Annotated in this window: 14 protein-coding genes; 7 read left to right on the forward strand and 7 right to left on the reverse strand. The window is 72.4% G+C overall.

All coding sequences use genetic code 11. The annotated features are described in order from the left end of the window. Positions 1-5: 5 nt before the first annotated feature. The 3 genes from pstA to pstS form a co-directional block, all read right to left on the reverse strand. The gene (gene pstA / locus ACPYN4_RS11280) at positions 6-1,106 is read right to left on the reverse strand and encodes a phosphate ABC transporter permease PstA (RefSeq protein WP_281652977.1); all 1,101 of its coding nucleotides are present in this window, start codon (positions 1,104-1,106) and stop codon (positions 6-8) included. A gap of 1 nt (position 1,107) precedes the next feature. Next, entirely contained in the window at positions 1,108-2,058 is a 951-nt protein-coding gene (gene pstC, locus ACPYN4_RS11285) for a phosphate ABC transporter permease subunit PstC (RefSeq protein WP_239281666.1), read from the reverse strand. 91 nt (positions 2,059-2,149) lie between these two features. Beyond that, positions 2,150-3,253: a phosphate ABC transporter substrate-binding protein PstS gene (gene pstS / locus ACPYN4_RS11290; protein WP_424446392.1), complete on the reverse strand. Its 1,104-nt coding sequence runs from the start codon at positions 3,251-3,253 to the stop codon at positions 2,150-2,152. 185 nt (positions 3,254-3,438) lie between these two features. On the opposite strand from pstS, the gene ACPYN4_RS11295 reads away from it, so the two are divergent. Genes ACPYN4_RS11295 through ACPYN4_RS11305 form a run of 3 tightly spaced genes read left to right on the forward strand, consistent with a single transcriptional unit; the run spans position 3,439 to position 9,426 of the window. After that, the gene (locus ACPYN4_RS11295) at positions 3,439-4,146 is read left to right on the forward strand and encodes a hypothetical protein (RefSeq protein ID WP_424446393.1); all 708 of its coding nucleotides are present in this window, start codon (positions 3,439-3,441) and stop codon (positions 4,144-4,146) included. Between the two features lies 1 nt (position 4,147). Beyond that, positions 4,148-8,116: a Pls/PosA family non-ribosomal peptide synthetase gene (locus tag ACPYN4_RS11300; protein ID WP_424446394.1), complete on the forward strand. Its 3,969-nt coding sequence runs from the start codon at positions 4,148-4,150 to the stop codon at positions 8,114-8,116. Continuing rightward, positions 8,113-9,426: a M1 family metallopeptidase gene (locus ACPYN4_RS11305; protein ID WP_424446395.1), complete on the forward strand. Its 1,314-nt coding sequence runs from the start codon at positions 8,113-8,115 to the stop codon at positions 9,424-9,426. Before ACPYN4_RS11300 ends, ACPYN4_RS11305 begins: the two co-directional genes overlap by 4 nt. A 195-nt stretch (positions 9,427-9,621) precedes the next feature. Here the strand turns inward: ACPYN4_RS11305 and ACPYN4_RS11310 are convergent, their stop codons facing one another. Genes ACPYN4_RS11310 through ACPYN4_RS11325 form a run of 4 tightly spaced genes read right to left on the reverse strand, consistent with a single transcriptional unit; the run spans position 9,622 to position 14,007 of the window. Continuing rightward, positions 9,622-10,161: a chemotaxis protein CheY gene (locus ACPYN4_RS11310; protein ID WP_287271003.1), complete on the reverse strand. Its 540-nt coding sequence runs from the start codon at positions 10,159-10,161 to the stop codon at positions 9,622-9,624. Further along, positions 10,162-11,100 (reverse strand): NUDIX hydrolase, encoded by a 939-nt coding sequence (locus ACPYN4_RS11315; RefSeq protein WP_287271005.1) that lies wholly within the window; start codon positions 11,098-11,100, stop codon positions 10,162-10,164. Continuing rightward, entirely contained in the window at positions 11,097-13,265 is a 2,169-nt protein-coding gene (locus ACPYN4_RS11320; RefSeq protein ID WP_287271007.1) for an RNA degradosome polyphosphate kinase, read from the reverse strand. The genes ACPYN4_RS11315 and ACPYN4_RS11320 overlap by 4 nt, the downstream gene beginning before the upstream one ends. A gap of 43 nt (positions 13,266-13,308) precedes the next feature. After that, entirely contained in the window at positions 13,309-14,007 is a 699-nt protein-coding gene (locus ACPYN4_RS11325; protein WP_239280936.1) for a response regulator transcription factor, read from the reverse strand. A gap of 125 nt (positions 14,008-14,132) precedes the next feature. Here ACPYN4_RS11325 and ACPYN4_RS11330 point away from each other — a divergent pair, with 125 nt between their 5' ends. The 4 genes from ACPYN4_RS11330 to ACPYN4_RS11345 all read left to right on the forward strand — a co-directional run bounded on the left by ACPYN4_RS11330 (position 14,133) and on the right by ACPYN4_RS11345 (position 17,382). Further along, positions 14,133-14,420 carry a hypothetical protein gene (locus ACPYN4_RS11330; protein ID WP_076690084.1) on the forward strand — a complete coding sequence of 96 codons (288 nt, stop codon included), beginning with the start codon at positions 14,133-14,135 and terminating at the stop codon, positions 14,418-14,420. Positions 14,421-14,555: 135 nt separating this feature from the next. Beyond that, the gene (locus ACPYN4_RS11335; protein ID WP_424446396.1) at positions 14,556-15,161 is read left to right on the forward strand and encodes an FABP family protein; all 606 of its coding nucleotides are present in this window, start codon (positions 14,556-14,558) and stop codon (positions 15,159-15,161) included. A 7-nt stretch (positions 15,162-15,168) separates the two neighbouring features. Then, the gene (locus ACPYN4_RS11340; RefSeq protein WP_424446397.1) at positions 15,169-16,254 is read left to right on the forward strand and encodes a YgfZ/GcvT domain-containing protein; all 1,086 of its coding nucleotides are present in this window, start codon (positions 15,169-15,171) and stop codon (positions 16,252-16,254) included. A gap of 12 nt (positions 16,255-16,266) precedes the next feature. Continuing rightward, positions 16,267-17,382, forward strand: a complete 1,116-nt coding sequence (locus tag ACPYN4_RS11345) for an FUSC family protein (protein WP_424446398.1) — start codon at positions 16,267-16,269, stop codon at positions 17,380-17,382. The last annotated feature ends 377 nt before the right edge of the window (positions 17,383-17,759 follow it).

Consider the following 17,759-nt stretch of genomic DNA (forward strand, 5'->3'; position numbering starts at 1 on the left):
GCCGGTCAGCGGCCGGTCTTCGGGGCGAACACCTTCGCGACGATGCGCGCGATGAGGTTCAGTGCCATGACGATGAGGATGAGGGTGAGGGCGGCGGCCCACGCGCGGTCGACGTAAGCCTCGGGCGGAATGCCCTTGTAGGCGTACTGCGAGTAGATGTAGACGGGCAGCGTCTGCATGCGCCCGTCGAACAGGTTCTGGTTCATCGCGTCGGTGAACCCGGCGGTGATCAGCAGCGGTGCCGTCTCGCCGATGACGCGGGCGATGGCGAGCATGACACCGGTCGTGATGCCGGCGATGGAGGTCGGCAGCACCACCTTCACGATCGTCAGCCACTTCGGCACGCCGAGGGCGTACGAGGCCTCACGCAGCTCGTTCGGCACGAGGCGCAGCATCTCCTCGCTCGAGCGGACCACGACAGGGATCATCAGTACCGAGAGCGCGACGGCGCCGGCGAAGCCCATACGGACACCCGGCCCGAAGATGAGGGCGAACAGCGCGTACGCGAACAGACCCGCGACGATCGAGGGGATGCCGGTCATCACGTCGACCAGGAAGGTGATGGCGCGGGCGAGGCGCTTCTCCTGCCCGTACTCGATGAGATAGATGGCGGTCATGAGGCCGATCGGCACCGAGATGATCGCGGCGGTCAGCGTGATCAGCAGTGTGCCCCAGATCGCGTGGACGGCGCCGCCGCCCTCGCCGACGATGCCGCGCATCGAGCTGGAGAAGAACGTCGCGTCGAACCGTGCGATGCCGTTGCTGATGACGGTCCAGCCCACCGACACCAGCGGCACCATGGCGATGGCGAAGGCGCTGGAGACGATGCCGGTGACGAACCGGTCGAACGCGCGGCGCGCGCCTTCGACGATGCGGGAGATCGTGTAGATCAGCACCAGATAGGCGATGACCGAGAGGATGAGCCAGCCGGCGATGGAGAACTCGCCGCCGGCGGCGGCGCCGAGCACCCCGTAGATGGCGCCGAAGACCGCGAGGGAGCCGACCAGCAGCGCCCAGGGCGCCCAGCGGGGCAGGTGACCGGAGGTCAGCGGGATGTGCGCGGGGGCGGCCGGGCGGACCGGTGCGGGAGCAGGGGCGGTGGTCATGTCAGTTCGCTCCCGAGAATTCCTTGCGGCGGCTGACGATCCAGCGCGCCACCGCGTTGACCGCGAAGGTGACGATGAAGAGGATGAGGCCGGTCGCGATCAGCACGTTGATGTTGAGGGCGTAGGCCTCGGGGAACGTGAGGGCGATGTTGGCCGCGATGGTCGAGGGGTTCTGCGAGGTCAGCAACTGCAGGGTGAGCACGTTCGTGGCCGAGAGGACCATCGCGACCGCCATCGTCTCGCCGAGGGCCCGGCCGAGGCCGAGCATCGAGGCCGAGACGATGCCGGAGCGCCCGAACGGGAGCACCGCCATGCGGATCATCTCCCACCGGGTGGCGCCGAGGGCGAGGGCCGCCTCCTCGTGCAGCACCGGCGTCTGCAGGAAGATCTCGCGGCAGATCGCGGTGATGATCGGCACGACCATCACCGCGAGGACGAGAGCGGCCGTGAGGATCGTGCGGCCGGAGTTGAGCACCTGACCGGAGAAGAGCGGGATCCACCCCAGGTTCTCGTTCAGCCACTTGTAGGTGGGGACGACCGAGGGGGCGAAGACGAGGATGCCCCACAGGCCGAAGACGACCGAGGGGACCGCGGCGAGCAGGTCGACGATGTAGCCGAGACCCTGCGCGAGACGGCGCGGCGCGTAGTGGGTGATGAACAGGGCGATGCCGAGCGAGAGCGGCACCGCCACGAGCAGGGCGAGGAACGCCGCCCAGATCGTGCCGAACAGGAGCGGGCCGACGTAGTCCCAGAAGTTCGTCGTCAGCAGCGACGCGCTCTGGCTGTCGGCGCCGAAGGCCGGCAGCGACTGGACGATGAGGAAGATCGCGACGGCGGCGAGGGTGACGACGATCATCGAGCCCGCGAAGACCGCGGTGCCGGAGAACCACAGGTCGCCGGGGCGCTGCTTGGCGGCGATCCGCGGAGGAGCGTCGGCGGTGGATGCTGTCATCGCACTCTCTCTGGTGAGGGAACTCGGGTGGGGTGGTGCAGGTCACGGGCCGGGCGGCATCCCGCGGAAAGCGGGATGCCGCCCGAGCGCGTTACTTGATGAGGGCGATCGCCGCGAGCGACTTCTCGCGCAGGTCGTCCGAGATCGGGGCGCTGCCGGCGTTGGTGGCGGCGGTCTCCTGACCGGCCTCGCTGACAGCGGTCTCGAAGAAGCCCTTCACGAGGGCCGCGACGTTCTCGTCCTCGTACTGCTCGCACGCGATCAGGTAGCTGACGAGGAACACCGGGTAGGCGCCGGCCTCGGTCGTCGTGCGGTCGATCTTGAAGGCGAGGTCGCCCTCGGTGCGGCCGTCCTCGATGGCGGAGGCGTCGAGCGTCTTGGCGGCGCCCTCGGCGGAGTGCTCGACGAACTCGTCGCCGACCTTCACGGCCACCGACGAGATGCCACCGGCCTGCGACGAGTCGGCGTAGCCGATCGAGCCCTCGCCGGCCTTGACGGCCTCGACGACGCCCGAGGTCTTCTCCGCGGCCTCACCGACGACACCGGCGGGCCACTCCTCGACGGAGCCCCACGTCCAGATGTCCGCGGCGTTGGCCGACAGGTAGTCGGTGAAGTTGCCGGTCGTGCCCGACTTGTCCGAGCGGTGGACCGGGTTGATGGGGAGGTCCGGCAGGGTCGCGTCGGCGTTGTCGGCCGCGATGGCCGGGTCGTTCCAGTTGGTGATCGTGCCGGCGAAGATGCCCGCGACGGTCGCGGCGTCCAGGTTCAGCGCGTCGACGCCGGGGACGTTGAAGATGATCGCGATCGGCGAGATGTAGGCGGGGATCTCCACCAGGCCCGAGTCGGCGGCGCACGCGCCGAAGCCGCCCTCGGCGATCTCGTCGGTCTTGAACGCGCGGTCGGAGCCCGCGAAGTTCACGGCGCCGGCGAGGAAGGACTCGCGGCCCGTGCCGGAGCCGGCCGGGTCGTAGTTGATGACCGCGTCGGGGTTGGTCTCGTTGAACAGCGCGGTCCACGACTGCACGGCGACCTGCTGCGACGAGGCGCCCTGGCCGTTGAGGGTGCCCGTGAGGCTGGGGGCCTGCGATTCGGTGGCAGTCGGGGTGGTGCCGCCTTCGTTCGCGGCGCAGGCGGTGAGCGAGAGGGCGGCGACGGCCGCGACTGCGCCGATCTGGGCGAGGCGAGTGAGCTTCACGTGTGTGTTCCTTCGGGTTGTCATGGAAATGCGCCCCTGGTGCAGGGCTCGCCATGACGGTAGACACCGACTCTTACCAAAGTGGGCTGTGGTGGTGAATAACAGGTGAACGGCCGGACAGGCACGGGCGTCACGGGGCGTCGCCGTTCCCCTGGGGTTCACCTGTCGGCGCTATTGTCGGCGCCATGGCGAATAAGAGCACGACCAAGACGGACAAGGCCGAGCGCGCGGCGCGGGCCGCCATCGAGGAGGCGGCCACGGCCGTCTCCCGCGCGAAGAAGGCGGCGAAGGCCCTGCCCTCCAAGCAGGCGCGCAGCCTCGACGACTACATCGACGACGCCCGCAGCGCTGCCGACGTGTCCAAGAAGAAGGTCAAGCGCAAGCCGAAGAAGGTCGCCAAGACGGCCGAGCGCGCCGCGCGTCGACTCGAGCGCGCCGTCGCGACGGCCGCCGCGGCCGCGGAGCGCAAGGCGCGGCTGCGCGCCGAGGCTCGCCGTGCCGCCGCCGAGGCGGAGAAGGCGCAGCAGGATGCCGCGGCCCGCGCCGCGGAAGCGAAGGCGCTGCGCAAGGCCGCGCGCCGCGCCGAGAAGGAGGCGGCCCGCGCCGAGCTCGACGCCGCCGCCGCGGACGAGTCGCTCGCAGCGGAGCTGACCGCGCCGGCGGCGGTCGAGGAGGTCGCCGCGGAGACGGACGAGAACGACACCGACGCTCCCGCCCCGTCGATTGCCGCGGCCGAGGCGCTTGCCGAGACCACCGCGCCCGTCAGCTCGACCGCCGCAGACGCCGGCCTTGCCGAGCTGACCGTCGCGCAGCTGCGGGCGCGGGCGCGGGAGGCCGGTCGCACCGGGTACTCGCGCCTGACGAAGGCGCAGCTGATCGATCTGCTGTCCTGACGTGCCGGCACCAGGCCAGGCGCTCCTCGACCGCTCCGCCGACGCGCCGCCTGCGCGCACGCTCCTCGACGTGCTGCGGGCCACGACGGTGCGTCACCCGGAGGCCTCGGCGATCGACGACGGCTCCGGCGCCCTGAGCTACCGGGAGCTGATGGCGCGGGTCGGCGCCACGGCGGCGCGGCTGCACGAGGCGGGGGTCCGTCGCGGTGACCGCGTCGGGGTGCGGATGCCGTCGGGCTCTAAAGAGCTGTACATCTCGATCCTCGGCATCCTCGCCGCGGGTGCGGCGTACGTGCCCGTCGATGCCGACGATCCCGACGAGCGCGTCCGGCTGGTGTTCGGCGAAGCCGCCGTCCGCGGGATCATCGCGGGTGCGGGGGAGTACGTCGCGGCATCCGGCCCCCTCGACGCGGATCCCGAGGCTGCGAGCATGGCCGGCGGTTCCCCCGCGGCCGCGCTGTTCGCCGGCGACGCGCCGCACCCCGCGACGCATGCGATCGTCGCGGTGCCGCCGCCCGCGGTCGACGACGACGCCTGGATCATCTTCACCTCCGGGTCGACGGGCGTCCCGAAGGGCGTCGCCGTGAGCCACCGCTCGGCCGCGGCCTTCGTCGACGCGGAGGCGCGGATCTTTCTGCAGGACGCGCCGCTCGGCCCCGACGACCGGGTGCTCGCGGGGCTCTCCGTCGCCTTCGACGCCTCGTGCGAGGAGATGTGGCTCGCGTGGCGGCACGGCGCGTGCCTGGTACCGGCGCCACGCTCGCTCGTACGCTCCGGCGAGGACCTCGCACCGTGGCTGCTCCGCCAGGGCATCACCGTCGTCTCGACGGTCCCGACGCTGGCGGCCATGTGGCCCGGCGAGGCGATCGAGAACGTGCGGCTGCTGATCTTCGGCGGCGAGGCGTGCCCGCCCGAGCTCGCGGCCCGGCTGAGCGCGGACGGTCGGGAGGTCTGGAACACGTACGGCCCGACCGAGGCCACCGTCGTCGCGTGCGCGGCGCCGCTCAGCGCAGAAGGCCCGGTGCGCATCGGCCTGCCGCTGGACGGCTGGGCGCTCGCCGTCGTCGACGCCGATGGGATGCCGGTGCCCGAGGGCGGCACCGGCGAGCTCATCATCGGCGGCGTCGGTCTCGCGCGATATCTCGATCCGGCGAAGGATGCCGAGAAGTATGCGCCCCTGCCGACGCTCGGCTGGGACCGGGCCTACCGGTCCGGCGACCTCGTCCGCTTCGAGACAGCGGGTCTCATCTTCCAGGGACGCGCCGACGACCAGGTGAAGGTCGGCGGCCGCCGCATCGAGCTCGGCGAGGTCGAGGCGGCACTGCAGGACCTGCCCGGCGTCACCGGCGCCGCGGCGGCCGTCCGCACGACCGAGGCGGGCGTCCCCGTTCTCGTCGGCTACCTCGCCGCCGCTCCGGACTTCGATCGGCTCGCCGCCCGCGCAGACCTCGCCGCGCGGCTGCCCGCGCCGATGGTGCCGCTCCTGGCCGTCGTCGACGACCTGCCGGTGCGCACCTCCGGCAAGGTCGACCGCGCCGCGCTGCCGTGGCCGCTGCCGAACGTGGAGCTGCCCGCATCCGACCTGTCGCCGGGCGAGCAGTGGCTCGCCGAGCAGTGGCAGGCCGTGCTCGGGATGCCGGTCACCGAGCGCAAGTCCGACTTCTTCGACCTCGGCGGCGGCTCGCTCGCCGCCGCCCAGCTCGTCTCCCGCATCCGCACCCGGGTGCCGGAGTTCTCCGTCGCCGACATCTACGACGTGCCGCGGCTGGGCGCGATGGCGAAGGCGCTCGGCGCCGCGCTGCAGGACGAGACCGACGGAGGCTTCCACCGACCGACCCCGACGCCGCGTGGCATGCAGTGGGTGCAGTCGCTGCTCGGTGCGCCGCTGTTCGTGCTCACCGGCATCCGGTGGATGCTCTACCTGCTCACCGCGTCGGCGATCCTCCGGCTGAACCCGGGGTTCGAGGTCCTCCCCGAGGCGCCGCTGTGGCTGCTCGTCACTGGCCTGCTCGTGTTCGCCACGCCGTTCGGGCGGATGGCGATCGCGGCGGGAGCCGCACGGCTGCTGCTGCGGGGGCTCCGCCCCGGCGATTACCCGCGCGGCGGGTCCGTCCATGTGCGGCTGTGGCTCGCGGAGCAGATCGCCGACCAGGTGGATGCCGTGGGGCTGGCCGGTGCGCCGTGGGTGAGCTACTACGCGCGCGCTCTCGGCGCGCGCATCGGCCGCGGCGTCGACCTGCACGCGCTGCCACCGATCACCGGGATGCTCGAGATCGGCGACGGTGCGGCGATCGAGCCGGAGGTCGACCTCTCCGGGTATTGGATCGACGGCGACGTCGTGCGCATCGGCGGCATCCGTATCGGCGCCGACGCGACGGTCGGCGCGCGCAGCACCCTCGCGCCCGGCACGCGCATCGGCCGTCGCGCGGAGATCGCCCCCGGGTCCGCCGTCTTCGGCCGCGTCCGTGCCGACCAGACCTGGGCCGGCTCGCCGGCGGAGCGCGTCGGCGGCACGTCGTCCGCGCAGTGGCCTGCCGACCGGGCGCCGGCGCCCACCCGGTGGCTGTGGGCGTACGCCGCCTCCGCCGTCGGCCTCGCGCTGCTGCCGCTCGTCGCCTTCGCCGCCGGGGCGCTCGTGGTCGCCCGCGGCATCGCCGGCGCCGACTCGCTCGCCGAGGCGTTCGCCGGCGCGTTCGTGTGGCTCGTCCCGGGCGTGCTCGTCTCGGGCGTCGTCTTCGCGGCCGCCGTCGTCGTCCTGGTGCGGCTGCTGTCGCTCGGCCTGCACGAGGGCACGCACGCGGTGCGCGGCCGCATCGGCTGGCAGGCGTGGACGATCGAGCGGCTGCTCGACTCCGCCCGCACGATCCTCTTCCCGCTGTACTCGAGCCTGTTCACCCCGGTGTGGCTCCGGATGCTGGGGGCTCGCGTCGGCCGCGACGTCGAGGCATCCACCGTGCTGCTGCTGCCGTCGCTCACCCGCATCGAAGACGGCGCGTTCCTCGCCGACGACACGATGGTCGCCTCCTACGAGCTGCACGGCGGGTGGATGCGGCTGGGCGCCGTGCGCATCGGCAAGCGGGCCTTCCTCGGCAACTCCGGCATGGCCGCGCCGGGGCATCGCGTCCCTCGCGACGGCCTCGTCGCGGTGCTGTCGTCGGCGCCGGCGAAGGCGAAGCCCGGGTCGTCGTGGCTCGGGTCGCCGGCCGTGCGCCTGCGGCGGCTGTCGGCCGAGGGCGACGAGTCGCGCACCTACACGCCGCCCGCGCGGCTGAAGCTCGCGCGCTCGCTGTGGGAACTGTGCCGCATCGTTCCCGTCGTCGTCACGTGCGCCATCGGGCTGCTGGTGCTGTTCGCCCTCGCCGCGCTCATCGAGGCAGTGGGCCTGGGGTGGGCCATTCTGCTGTCGGGTGTCGTGCTGCTCGTCGCGGGAGCGGTGGCGGCGGGCGTGTCGACGGCGGCGAAATGGCTGATCGTCGGGCCGATCCGCGCTGGTGAGCACCCGCTGTGGTCGAGCTTCGTGTGGCGCACCGAGGTGTCCGATACGTTCACCGAGATGGTCGCGGCGCCCTGGTTCGCCCGCGCGGCGGCCGGGACCCCTGCGCTCGCCGTCTGGCTGCGCTCGCTCGGCGCCCGGATCGGTCGCGGTGTCTGGTGTGACAGCTACTGGCTGCCCGAACCGGATCTCGTGACCCTCGGCGACGGATCGACGGTCAACCGGGGGTGCGTCGTGCAGACGCACCTGTTCCATGATCGAATCATGAGCATGGACACCGTCGAACTCGAGACCGGGGCGACCCTCGGACCTCACAGTGTCATCCTCCCGGGTGCCGCGATCGGCGCGCATGCGACGGTGGGGCCGGCATCCCTCGTCATGCGCGGTGAATCGGTGCCCGTCGGCTCCCGGTGGAGCGGCAACCCCATCGGCCCCTGGCGGGCCGTGAAGGTGCGCGCCTACCAGTCGACATCGTGAGCGGGCACGACCCGTACGCACCCGAGAGCGGCGACGGCTCGTTCGACGTCGAGTCGTACGACCTGACGCTCGATTATCGGGTGCGCACCAATCGGCTGTCCGGCGTCGCCGTCGTGAACGCCGTCGCGGCGATCCCGGTGACGGCGATCAGCCTCGACCTCGTCAGGCTGCGCGCGACGCGCGTGCGCGTCGACGGCGACCGCCGCACGGCGTTCACCGCGGGGCCTCGGAAGCTCCGCGTGAAGCTGCCGCGCCGGATGGCCGCGGGGGAGCGGTTCTCGATCGAGGTCGTGTACGCCGGCGCGCCGGCGCCGCGGCGCTCGCGGTGGGGCACGATCGGCTGGGAGGAGCTCGAGGACGGCGCCCTCGTCGCGGCGCAGCCGACCGGCGCGCCGACGTGGTTCCCCTGCAACGACCGGCCCGATGCCCGCGCGCGCATGCGCATCGCCGTGACGACGGATGCCGGATACCTCCCCGTTCCGACGGGCCGCCCGCTGACGCGTGCGGTCGTCGGTGGGCGGGTGACGGCGACCGCGGCATCCGACGTCCCCGTCGCGACGTACCTTGCGGCCGTGCACATCGGCGCGTACGAGGAGCGGTCCCTCACGTGTGCGGGCAGCGTGGAGGGGGTCGGCGTGCGGGTCGTCTCGCCGCCGCCGCTCCGGGTTGCGGTCGACCGGGCTTTCGCCGACGTGCCCCACATGCTCGCGCTCTTCGCCGACGCCTTCGGACCCTATCCGCAGGAGGACTGCACCCTCGTCGTCACCGCCGACGAGCTGGAGATCCCGCTGGAGGCGCAGGGGATGGCGGTGTTCGGGGCGAATCACCTCGTGCCGCAGGATCAGCGCCTCATCGCGCACGAGCTGGCGCATCAGTGGTTCGGCAACAGCGTGGGCATCGGGCGATGGCGGGACATCTGGCTCAACGAGGGGTTCGCGTGCTTCGCCGAATGGCTGTGGTTCGAGGCATCCGGCACCGCGACCGTCGCGCAGAAGGCGGCGAAGCACCACGCGCGGCTGCGCGCGCTGCCGCAGGACCTGCTGCTCGCCGACCCCGGTCCCGACCTCATGTTCGACGACCGCGTGTACAAGCGGGGTGCGCTCACCCTGTACGCGCTGCGCTGCGAGATCGGCGAGCCCGCGTTCACCCGGCTGCTCACGCAGTGGGCGAGCCGGTATCGGCATGCCCTCGCCACGAGCGATGACTTCCGCGCTCTCGCCGCCGAGGTCGCCGGCCGCGACCTGGGGCATCTCTTCTCGGCGTGGCTGGATGAGCCCGCCCTCCCGCCCCTCCCCGCCGCCCGCCGCTGACGGCCCGCGCGTCCTCCTTCATCCGGCGCGGATCGCGGCTACCCGGCGTGATAGCCGCAGTATGCGACGGGTGAGCGGCGGGCGCGATTCTTCATCCGGCCCACATTGCGGCTATCGGCGCCCATAACCGCACTTTGCGACGGGTGAGCGAGCGGGCACCGGGCGAGCGGGCAGCCGGGCCGGCCGGCCACTGCCTCACAGGGGCGCCGCGACGGCAACCGCGACGAGGATGCCGGGCGGACCGTCCACCTCGCGTCCCGCGTAGGTCGTGGGCTCCGGCGGCATCCGCGCGCGCCATCCGGCGGCGGTCTCCTCGATCACGACAGCGTCCGGGTCGCCGCGCAGGCCGCGACCGTCCGCCTTCAGCACCGCCTCGACGCGCACCCAGCGCAGCAGCCCGCCCGGGGCGCCGCCTGCCTGGTCGCGGACCGGATCGGCGAGCACCTCGGCATCCACCGCGAACCTCGTCGCCCGGTCGGGGTGGATCGCCGCCACCGCCGCCCCGCCGGCGTAGCTCACCGCCGCCCGCCACGGCGCGCCGGAGACCTGCACCGCGCCGTGCGGACCGCCGCATCGCGCGCAGGGGTTCGACAGGACGGCATCCGGCCAGCCCTCCTGCGCGAGGAGCACCCGCAGCAGATCCCAGGCCACGGCACGGCGCGCGGCCCGCCCGGCGCCGGCACCGGCTCCGGCACCGCCCGGGACCCGTGCCCACGCCAGGCGGAGCTCTTCCACTCAGACCTTCGGCTCGTGGGTCTCGATCGCGACGATGCCCGAACCGGGGTTCGTCGCCGAGAGGTGCACGACCGAGAACGCACCGGTGTCGAGCGCCGACGCGCTGCCCAGGTACGACCCGCGCAGCGTCCCGGTGGCGAGCGCGAGTTCGGTGAGGATGCCGGGAAGCACCGGGCCGTGACTGCACAGCACGGCGGGCTTGCGGGACCGCACGCGCCGGCCGATGACGGCGCGCGGGTCGGACGTGCCCTCCTCCCACGCGTCCTGGCCGATCAGCGGGGTGTGGTCGATCTTGCGTCCGAGCGCGGCGGCCAGCGGCGTCACGGTGGTCACGCACCGCACGGCGTCGCTGGAGACGATCTTGCGGACGCCGAACGCGCGCAGCGGGCCGACGATCGCCTTCGCCTGCCGCGCGCCGCGCGCCGTGAGGGGACGCGCGGCATCCGGGCCGTCCCAGTCCTCGCGCGCGACGGCCTTCGCGTGGCGCAGCACGACGATCGGGAACGTGCTGAGCACCCCGTCCTCGACGTAGCGGAGGAACTCCTCGACGATCTCCACATCCACCGGGTACGAGAGGTAGCCGAGCGCCTTGCGGGGGGACACCCACTCGAGCGCGGCGATCTCCTTGTTCGGCACGAACGCCGACGCGCGGATCGCGTCGTCGGTCGCCTCGGCCGCCCAGTAGTGCACGATCTTCTCGCGGCCCTTGGGCATGCGGTACCGGGAGACGCCGACGGGAATGCCGAGGGCGACGCGGATGCCGGTCTCCTCGAAGATCTCCCGCGCCGCCGTCTCGGCGAGCGTCTCGCCGGGGTCCACCTTGCCCTTCGGCAGCGTCACGTCGGCATACGCCGTGCGATGGATGAGCAGGATCTTGAGCTTGCCCTCGACCAGGCGCCACACGACGCCGCCCGCGGCGTAGACAGCCGTCTGAGTCATCGCACCGCGCGCGCCCGGCGGCGACGCTGCACCTGGGTCATGGTCCGCTCCTGCAGATCCACGAGCGGCTTGCCGTTCTCGCCCACGCTGTGCCGGGACCAGTCGCCCGACGGCTCGAGGTGCCACGAACTCGTCTCGTCGCTCATCGCGAGGTCGAACAGGTCGACGAGCTCCTTGATGTGGCCGGGGGCCACGACCCGCACGAGCGCCTCGACGCGGCGGTCGAGGTTGCGGTGCATCATGTCGGCGCTGCCGATGTACACCTGCGGGTCACCGTCGCCCGCGAAGGCGAAGATGCGCGAGTGCTCGAGGTAGCGGCCCAGGATCGAGCGGACCGTGATGTTGTCGCTGACACCGTCGAGTCCCAGCTTCAGCGAGCAGATCCCGCGCACCCACACGTCCACACGCACGCCCGCCTGGCTCGCCCGGTACAGCGCGTCGATGATCTGCTCGTCGACCATCGAGTTCACCTTGATGCGGATGTGGGCGGGCTTTCCCTCAAGAGCGTTGCGGCGCTCCTTGTCGATGAGGCGCAGCAGGCCCTTGCGCAGGTGCAGGGGAGCCACCAGCAGCCGCTTGAACTTCTTCTCGATCGCGTAGCCGCTCAGCTCGTTGAACAGGCGCGTGAGGTCGCGGCCGACCTGCTCGTCGGCGGTGAACAAGCCGAAGTCCTCGTACAGCCGGCTCGTCTTCGGGTTGTAGTTGCCCGTGCCGATGTGGCTGTAGCTGCGCAGCATCCCGTCTTCCTCGCGGATGACGTGCAGCAGCTTGCAGTGGGTCTTGAGCCCGACCAGGCCGTACACGACGTGCACGCCGGCCTTCTCGAGCTTGCGGGCCCACACGATGTTCGCGGCTTCGTCGAAGCGCGCCTTGACCTCGACGAGGGCGAGCACCTGCTTGCCGCGCTCGGCGGCGTCGATGAGCGCCTGCACGATGGGGCTGTCGCCCGACGTGCGGTACAGCGTCTGCTTGATGGCGAGAACATGCGGGTCGCGCGCCGCCTGCTCGAGGAAGCTGACGACGCTCGTGGTGAACGACTCGTACGGGTGGTGCACCAGCACATCGCCCTTGCGGATCGCGGTGAAGAAGTCGGCGCGGCCGTTCTGCTCGGCGGGCTGGAAGGCGGATGCCGTGACCGGCACGTGTGCCGGATAGTGCAGCTCCGGCCGGTCGATCTTGGCGAGGTCGAACAGTCCCCGCAGATCGAGCGGCCCGGGCAGGCGATACACCTCCTGCTCGGTGATGTCGAGTTCGGCGATCAGCAGATCGAGGGTGACCTCGTCCATCTGCTCGGTGACCTCCAGGCGGATGGGCGGGCCGAACCGGCGACGCAGCAGCTCCGCCTCGAGCGCCTGGATGAGGTTCTCGGTCTCGTCCTCCTCGATGACCATGTCCTCGTTGCGGGTCAGGCGGAAGGCGTGGTGCTCGAGGATCTCCATCCCCGGGAAGAGGTCGCTGAGGTGGTGGGCGATCAGCTGCTCCAGCGGCAGGTAGCGGGCGCGCCCGCCCGAGGGCGGCAGCTGGACGAACCGGGGGAGCATGGGCGGCACCTTCAGGCGCGCGAACTCCTGCCGGCCGGTCTTGGCGTTGCGGATGCGGATCGCGAGGTTCAGCGACAGCCCCGAGATGTACGGGAAGGGGTGGGCGGGGTCGACGGCGAGCGGCATGAGCACCGGGAACACCTGCGACTGGAAGTAGTCGTACAGGTCGTCGCGGTCGTCCGCCGCGAGGTCCTCCCACGAGACGACCTCGATGCCGGCATCCGCCAACGCGGGCTTCACGAGATCCAGCCACGCGCGCGTGTGGCGCACCTGCAGCGCGTGGGCCGATTCGGAGATGTCCGAGAGCACGTCCTGCGGGGCGCGGCCGACGTTGGTGGGCACCGCCAGCCCCGTCACGATGCGGCGCTTGAGGCCCGCCACGCGGACCATGAAGAACTCATCGAGGTTCGACGCGAAGATCGCGAGGAAGTTGGCCCGCTCGAGCACCGGCAGTGTCGGGTCCTCCGCCAGCTCCAGCACCCGCTGGTTGAACGCGAGCCAGCTGAGCTCGCGGTCCATGTAGCGGTGGTCGGGCAACTGCGAGTCGTCGTACTCGACGGTCTCGTCGAAGTCGTCGTCGTCGGCGTCGCCGAGGCCCGTGTCCAGAACGTCGGTGTCGATCATCCCTTCATCATGTCAGGGCGAGGTGACCGGCGCGTTAACCCGCTCAGGCCTGCGACCGCTCCCGCGGCGAGGGCACCTGGTCGTCCTCGTAGACGTTGAACCGGTAGCCCACGTTGCGCACCGTGCCGATGAGCTGCTCGAGGTCGCCGAGCTTGGCGCGCAGCCGCCGCACGTGCACGTCGACCGTGCGGGTGCCGCCGAAATAGTCGTACCCCCACACCTCGCTCAGCAGCTGCTCGCGCGTGAACACGCGGGAGGGGTGCGTGGCGAAGAAGTGCAGCAGCTGGAACTCCTTGTACGTCAGATCCAGCGGCTTGCCGTGCACCTTCGCCGAGTAGGAGGACTCGTCGATCGTGATGCCGGAGGTCTGGATGCGGCTGGAGGGCTGCTCGGCACTCTGTCGCCCCACCACGAGGCGGATCCGTGCGTCGACCTCGGCGGGACCGGCGCCCACGAGGATGACGTCGTCGATGCCCCAGTCGGTCGACACGGCCGTGAGCCCGCCCTCGGTGACGACGAGGACGAGGGGCGCGTCCAGGCCCGTCGTGTTGAGGATCTTGCACAGCGACTTCGCCCCCACGAGGTCGGTGCGCGCGTCGACGAAGATGACGTCGGCGCTCGGGGCGTTGACGAGATGCGCCGGTTCGGCGGGGATCTGTCGCACGCGGTGACTGAGCAGCTCGAGCGCGGGCAGGACGGCCCCTCCGCCTGCGGCGGAACTCAAGACGAGAAGCTGAGCCATACGGTCCCTTCCGGCGCGGACGACCGGGCCGTGACCTCAATACTAGGACCTCGTCGCGGCCGGTCACGCGGCGCCCGCCACCGGCGGGTGTGCGCGGGGGGCGCGGGTGCGCGAGAATACGAGTCATGACCGTTCCTGGGCTCGCTCCGCGCGCCGGACTCGGCGGCATCATCGCCGTCTGGGTGGCCGCCGCGGTGATCTCCGTCGTCATCGGGATCGTCGCGCCGGAGGACTGGCGGGCGGCATGGATGCCGGTGGGCCTGGCCGGCTGCCTGATCCTCGCGTTCGCGGTCCAGCTGGGCGTCGGTCACGCCGAGGGGTTCCTGCGGCGGGTCGCCGCGAGCGTGCTGGGCGCGCTCGTCGTGATGGGCCTGTTCGGGCTCGGCATGGGACTGATCAGCCTGTTCGGGTGAAGGGTAGAGTGTTTCCCATGGACCTCGTCGCACTCGAACTCTTCTTCGTCGGGCTTCTCGCGCTCGCGTCGCTGGCGATCGTGTTCGTCTCGGGCGTCGTGATCAAGAACCTCTACCGCGGCCAGCGCTGACGTCGTGATCGACCTTCCGACCGATCTGCCGGCGGACATCGTTCCGCTGTCGTGGCTGCTCGGCGTCTGGGAGGGCACCGGGGTCATCGACTACAAGGCCGACGGCGCCGCGTTCCAGGGCGAGTTCGCGCACCGCGTCAGCTTCAGCCACGACGGCGGCGACTACGTCAACTACGCCGCGAGCGCCTGGCTGCTCGGCGACGGGGAGTCCCGCACGCCGCTGGTCGCCGAGACCGGATACTGGCGTCTCGCCCGCCCCGCGGCGGCCGTCGACGCCGGTCCGGCGCTGCTGCCGGCATCCGCCGCCCGTCCTGCACCGCGGACGGCGGACGACGTGGAGACGCTGCGCAACGCCGAGGGCGGTTTCGACCTCGAGGTGGCGATCGTCCACTCCGACGGCATCAGTGAGCTCTACCTCGGCCAGGTGCGCGGGCCGCGCATCGACCTTGCGACGGATGCCGTGATCCGCCCGTCCAGCGCCAAGGTCTACACCGCGGCCACACGCATGTACGGCCTGGTCGACGGCCACCTGCTGTGGGCGTGGGACATCGCCGCGCTCGGCGGCGAGCTCGCCCCGCACGCCTCTGCGCGCCTGGCGCGGGCGGAGTGAGCGCGCCGTGACCGACGATCTCCTGCGCGCGATCCCCGGCGCCGTCGTCGACGAGGCCGGCCTCGCTCACGTCGGCGCGCCGCACCGCGAGCAGCGCGACCTGGCCGCGGGTCTCGCCCTCGCGCCGCTCGGCGACCGCACCGTGCTGGCGGTGAAGGGCCCCGATCGGCTGTCGTGGCTCGACTCGATCACCTCGCAGGCTCTCACCGGACTCGCCGCGGGCGAGAGCACGGAACTGCTCGTCCTCGACCCGCAGGGGCACGTGGAGCATGCGGCCGGCGTCGTCGACGACGGGGAACGCACGTTGCTCATCGTCGACCGCGAGCGCGCCGCGGCGCTGCTGACCTGGCTCACCCGCATGCGCTTCCGCCTGCGCGTGGACCTGCAGGATCTCACCGGCCGGGCGTACGTCGTCGGCGGCACGGCCGCCGCCGTCGCCGCGCTGTCGACGCAGGCGGTCTGGCACGACCCGTGGCCCGGGATCGTTGCCGGTGGCTGGGGCTACGCCGCCGTGCTGCCGCATCCGGGCTCCGAGCGCGATTGGGCGGAGGCGATCGTCGACGAGGTCGAATTCGCGCGCATCGCCCGCGCCGCGGCGAACGGCGACCAGGCGATCGTGGGCCGGCTGGCTGCCGAGGCGCTGCGCGTGGCTTCGTGGCGGCCCCGCGTGACCGCCGAAGCCGCCGACGGGCGCCTGCTGCCCCACGAGGCCGACTGGCTGCGGACGGCGGTCCACCTCGACAAGGGCTGCTACCGGGGGCAGGAGACCGTCGCGAAGGTCCACAACCTGGGCCACCCGCCGCGCCGGCTGGCGTTCCTGCAGCTCGACGGCAGCGACGCGCAGGTGCCGGAGCCCGGTGCCGACGTGTTCTCGGGCGACGATGTCGTCGGGACGATCACCTCGGTCGCGCGTCACCACGAGGAAGGGCCCATCGCGCTGGCGCTGCTCAAGCGCACCGTGCCCGTGGACGCCGCGCTGACGGCGGCCGTCGAGGCGACGCGCCTCGCGGCGGCGCAGGAGGTCATCGTGCCCCCCGACGCCGGGCGGGTCGCATCCGTGCCTCGGATGCCGCGGCTCTCGCGTCGGCGCTGAACGGACCCTGCCGTGGCCGCCCCCGAGCCCGCCGCCGTGCCGCCGACCGCGGCGATCCCGACCGGATGGCGTGCCCGCTGGCATCCGCGGGCGGGGTGGGACCGGGTCACTGAGTCGGCCCCGGCGATCGTGCAGATCGTGGTGGCGGCGACCGCGGCCTACGTCTTCGCGCATGCCGTGCTGGGGCACGCCGTTCCGCTGTTGGCGGCGACGGTGACGGTGTCGAGTCTCGGGCTCGTCCGCGACGCCCGTCCCCGCCGCGTGCTCGAGACCGTCGTGGGCATGGTCGTCGGCATCCTCGTCGCCGAGCTCATCGTGCTGGTCGCGGGGATCGGCTGGTGGCAGCTGGGGCTGACGCTCGCGGCGAGCCTGGTGGTGGCGCGCTTCCTCTCGCCGCAGCCCGGGTTCGCGATCGCGGCGGCGATCCAGTCCGCGATCGTCCTGGTGATCCCGGCGAGCGTCCCGTTCCTGCGGCTCGTGGACGGCGTGGTCGGCGGCGTCGCGGCGCTGCTGGTCACGGCGCTTCTGCCGCGGAGCCCGCTGCGGGCGGTGACGCGGGAGGGGATCGAAGCGCTGGCGGCGTTCGACAGTGCCACTGCGACGCTCGTGCAGGCCCTCCGGCGGGGCGATGTCGTGCGCGCCGACCGCGGGCTGCAGAAGGCGCGCGCGCTGCAGGCGCCCGTCGACCGGTGGCGGGAGGGCATCGACTCGGGCACGCAGATCGCCCGCATCTCGCCGTTCCTGCGCCGTCAGCGGCCGGAGTTCGAGCGGCAGGACCGGGTGCGCACGCACCTCGACCTCGCGACGCGCAACCTCCGGGTGATCGCGCGTCGGGTCGTGTACCTCTGCGACGACGGCGCGTCGCGTCCCGTCGCGGCCGACCTGCTCGCCGAGCTCGGCGCGGGCGCCCGGCTGCTCTCCGACGCCCTCACCGACATCGCGTACGAGCCCGCCGCCCGCGAGGCGGTGCGCGCCGTCGCCTCGCGCCTCGACCCGGCCGCGCTGGCTGCGGGCAGTTCGATCGTCGACCAGAATCTCATCGGGGCGCTCCGTCCGCTGGCCGTGGACCTCATGACGGCGGCGGGCATGCCGGCCGCTGAGGCGCGCGCCGCCCTGCCGCGCGTCTGAAACCCTGCCGCGCCGCGGCGCGGCGGCGGCGCGGGCGGGGGAATGGGTGGCGCGATCGACCACCTCGGGGTGGCGGATGCCGCGTGTTGCGCCCCCGATTCGGTAACGGTGTGGCGCGCGGTGGAATAGGTGGCGCGATCGACCACCTCGGGGTGGGGGATGCCGCGTGTTGCGCCCCCGATTCGGCGGCGGGCGAGGCGGGCGGGGGAATGGGTGGCGCGATCGACCACCTCAGGGTGGCGGATGCCGCGTGTTGCGCCCCCGATCGCGGGCGGCGGCGCGGGCGGGGGAATGGGTGGCGCGGTCGACCACCTCGGGGTGGGGGATGCCGCGTGTTGCGCCCCCGATTCGCGGGGCGCGGCGGCGCACGCGCGGGC

This window comes from Microbacterium sp. CH-015 (assembly GCF_049707015.1).
Lineage (GTDB): Bacteria > Actinomycetota > Actinomycetes > Actinomycetales > Microbacteriaceae > Microbacterium > Microbacterium aurum.

Bases quoted from the DNA above. Each gene is read 5' to 3' on its own strand.
- ACPYN4_RS11295 (WP_424446393.1), top strand. From the start codon at position 3,439: ATGGCGAATAAGAGCACGACCAAGACGGACAAGGCCGAGCGCGCGGCG.
- pstC (WP_239281666.1), bottom strand. From the start codon at position 2,058: ATGACAGCATCCACCGCCGACGCTCCTCCGCGGATCGCCGCCAAGCAG.
- pstA (WP_281652977.1), bottom strand. From the start codon at position 1,106: ATGACCACCGCCCCTGCTCCCGCACCGGTCCGCCCGGCCGCCCCCGCG.
- ACPYN4_RS11325 (WP_239280936.1), bottom strand. From the start codon at position 14,007: ATGGCTCAGCTTCTCGTCTTGAGTTCCGCCGCAGGCGGAGGGGCCGTC.
- ACPYN4_RS11315 (WP_287271005.1), bottom strand. From the start codon at position 11,100: ATGACTCAGACGGCTGTCTACGCCGCGGGCGGCGTCGTGTGGCGCCTG.
- ACPYN4_RS11320 (WP_287271007.1), bottom strand. From the start codon at position 13,265: ATGATCGACACCGACGTTCTGGACACGGGCCTCGGCGACGCCGACGAC.
- ACPYN4_RS11330 (WP_076690084.1), top strand. From the start codon at position 14,133: ATGACCGTTCCTGGGCTCGCTCCGCGCGCCGGACTCGGCGGCATCATC.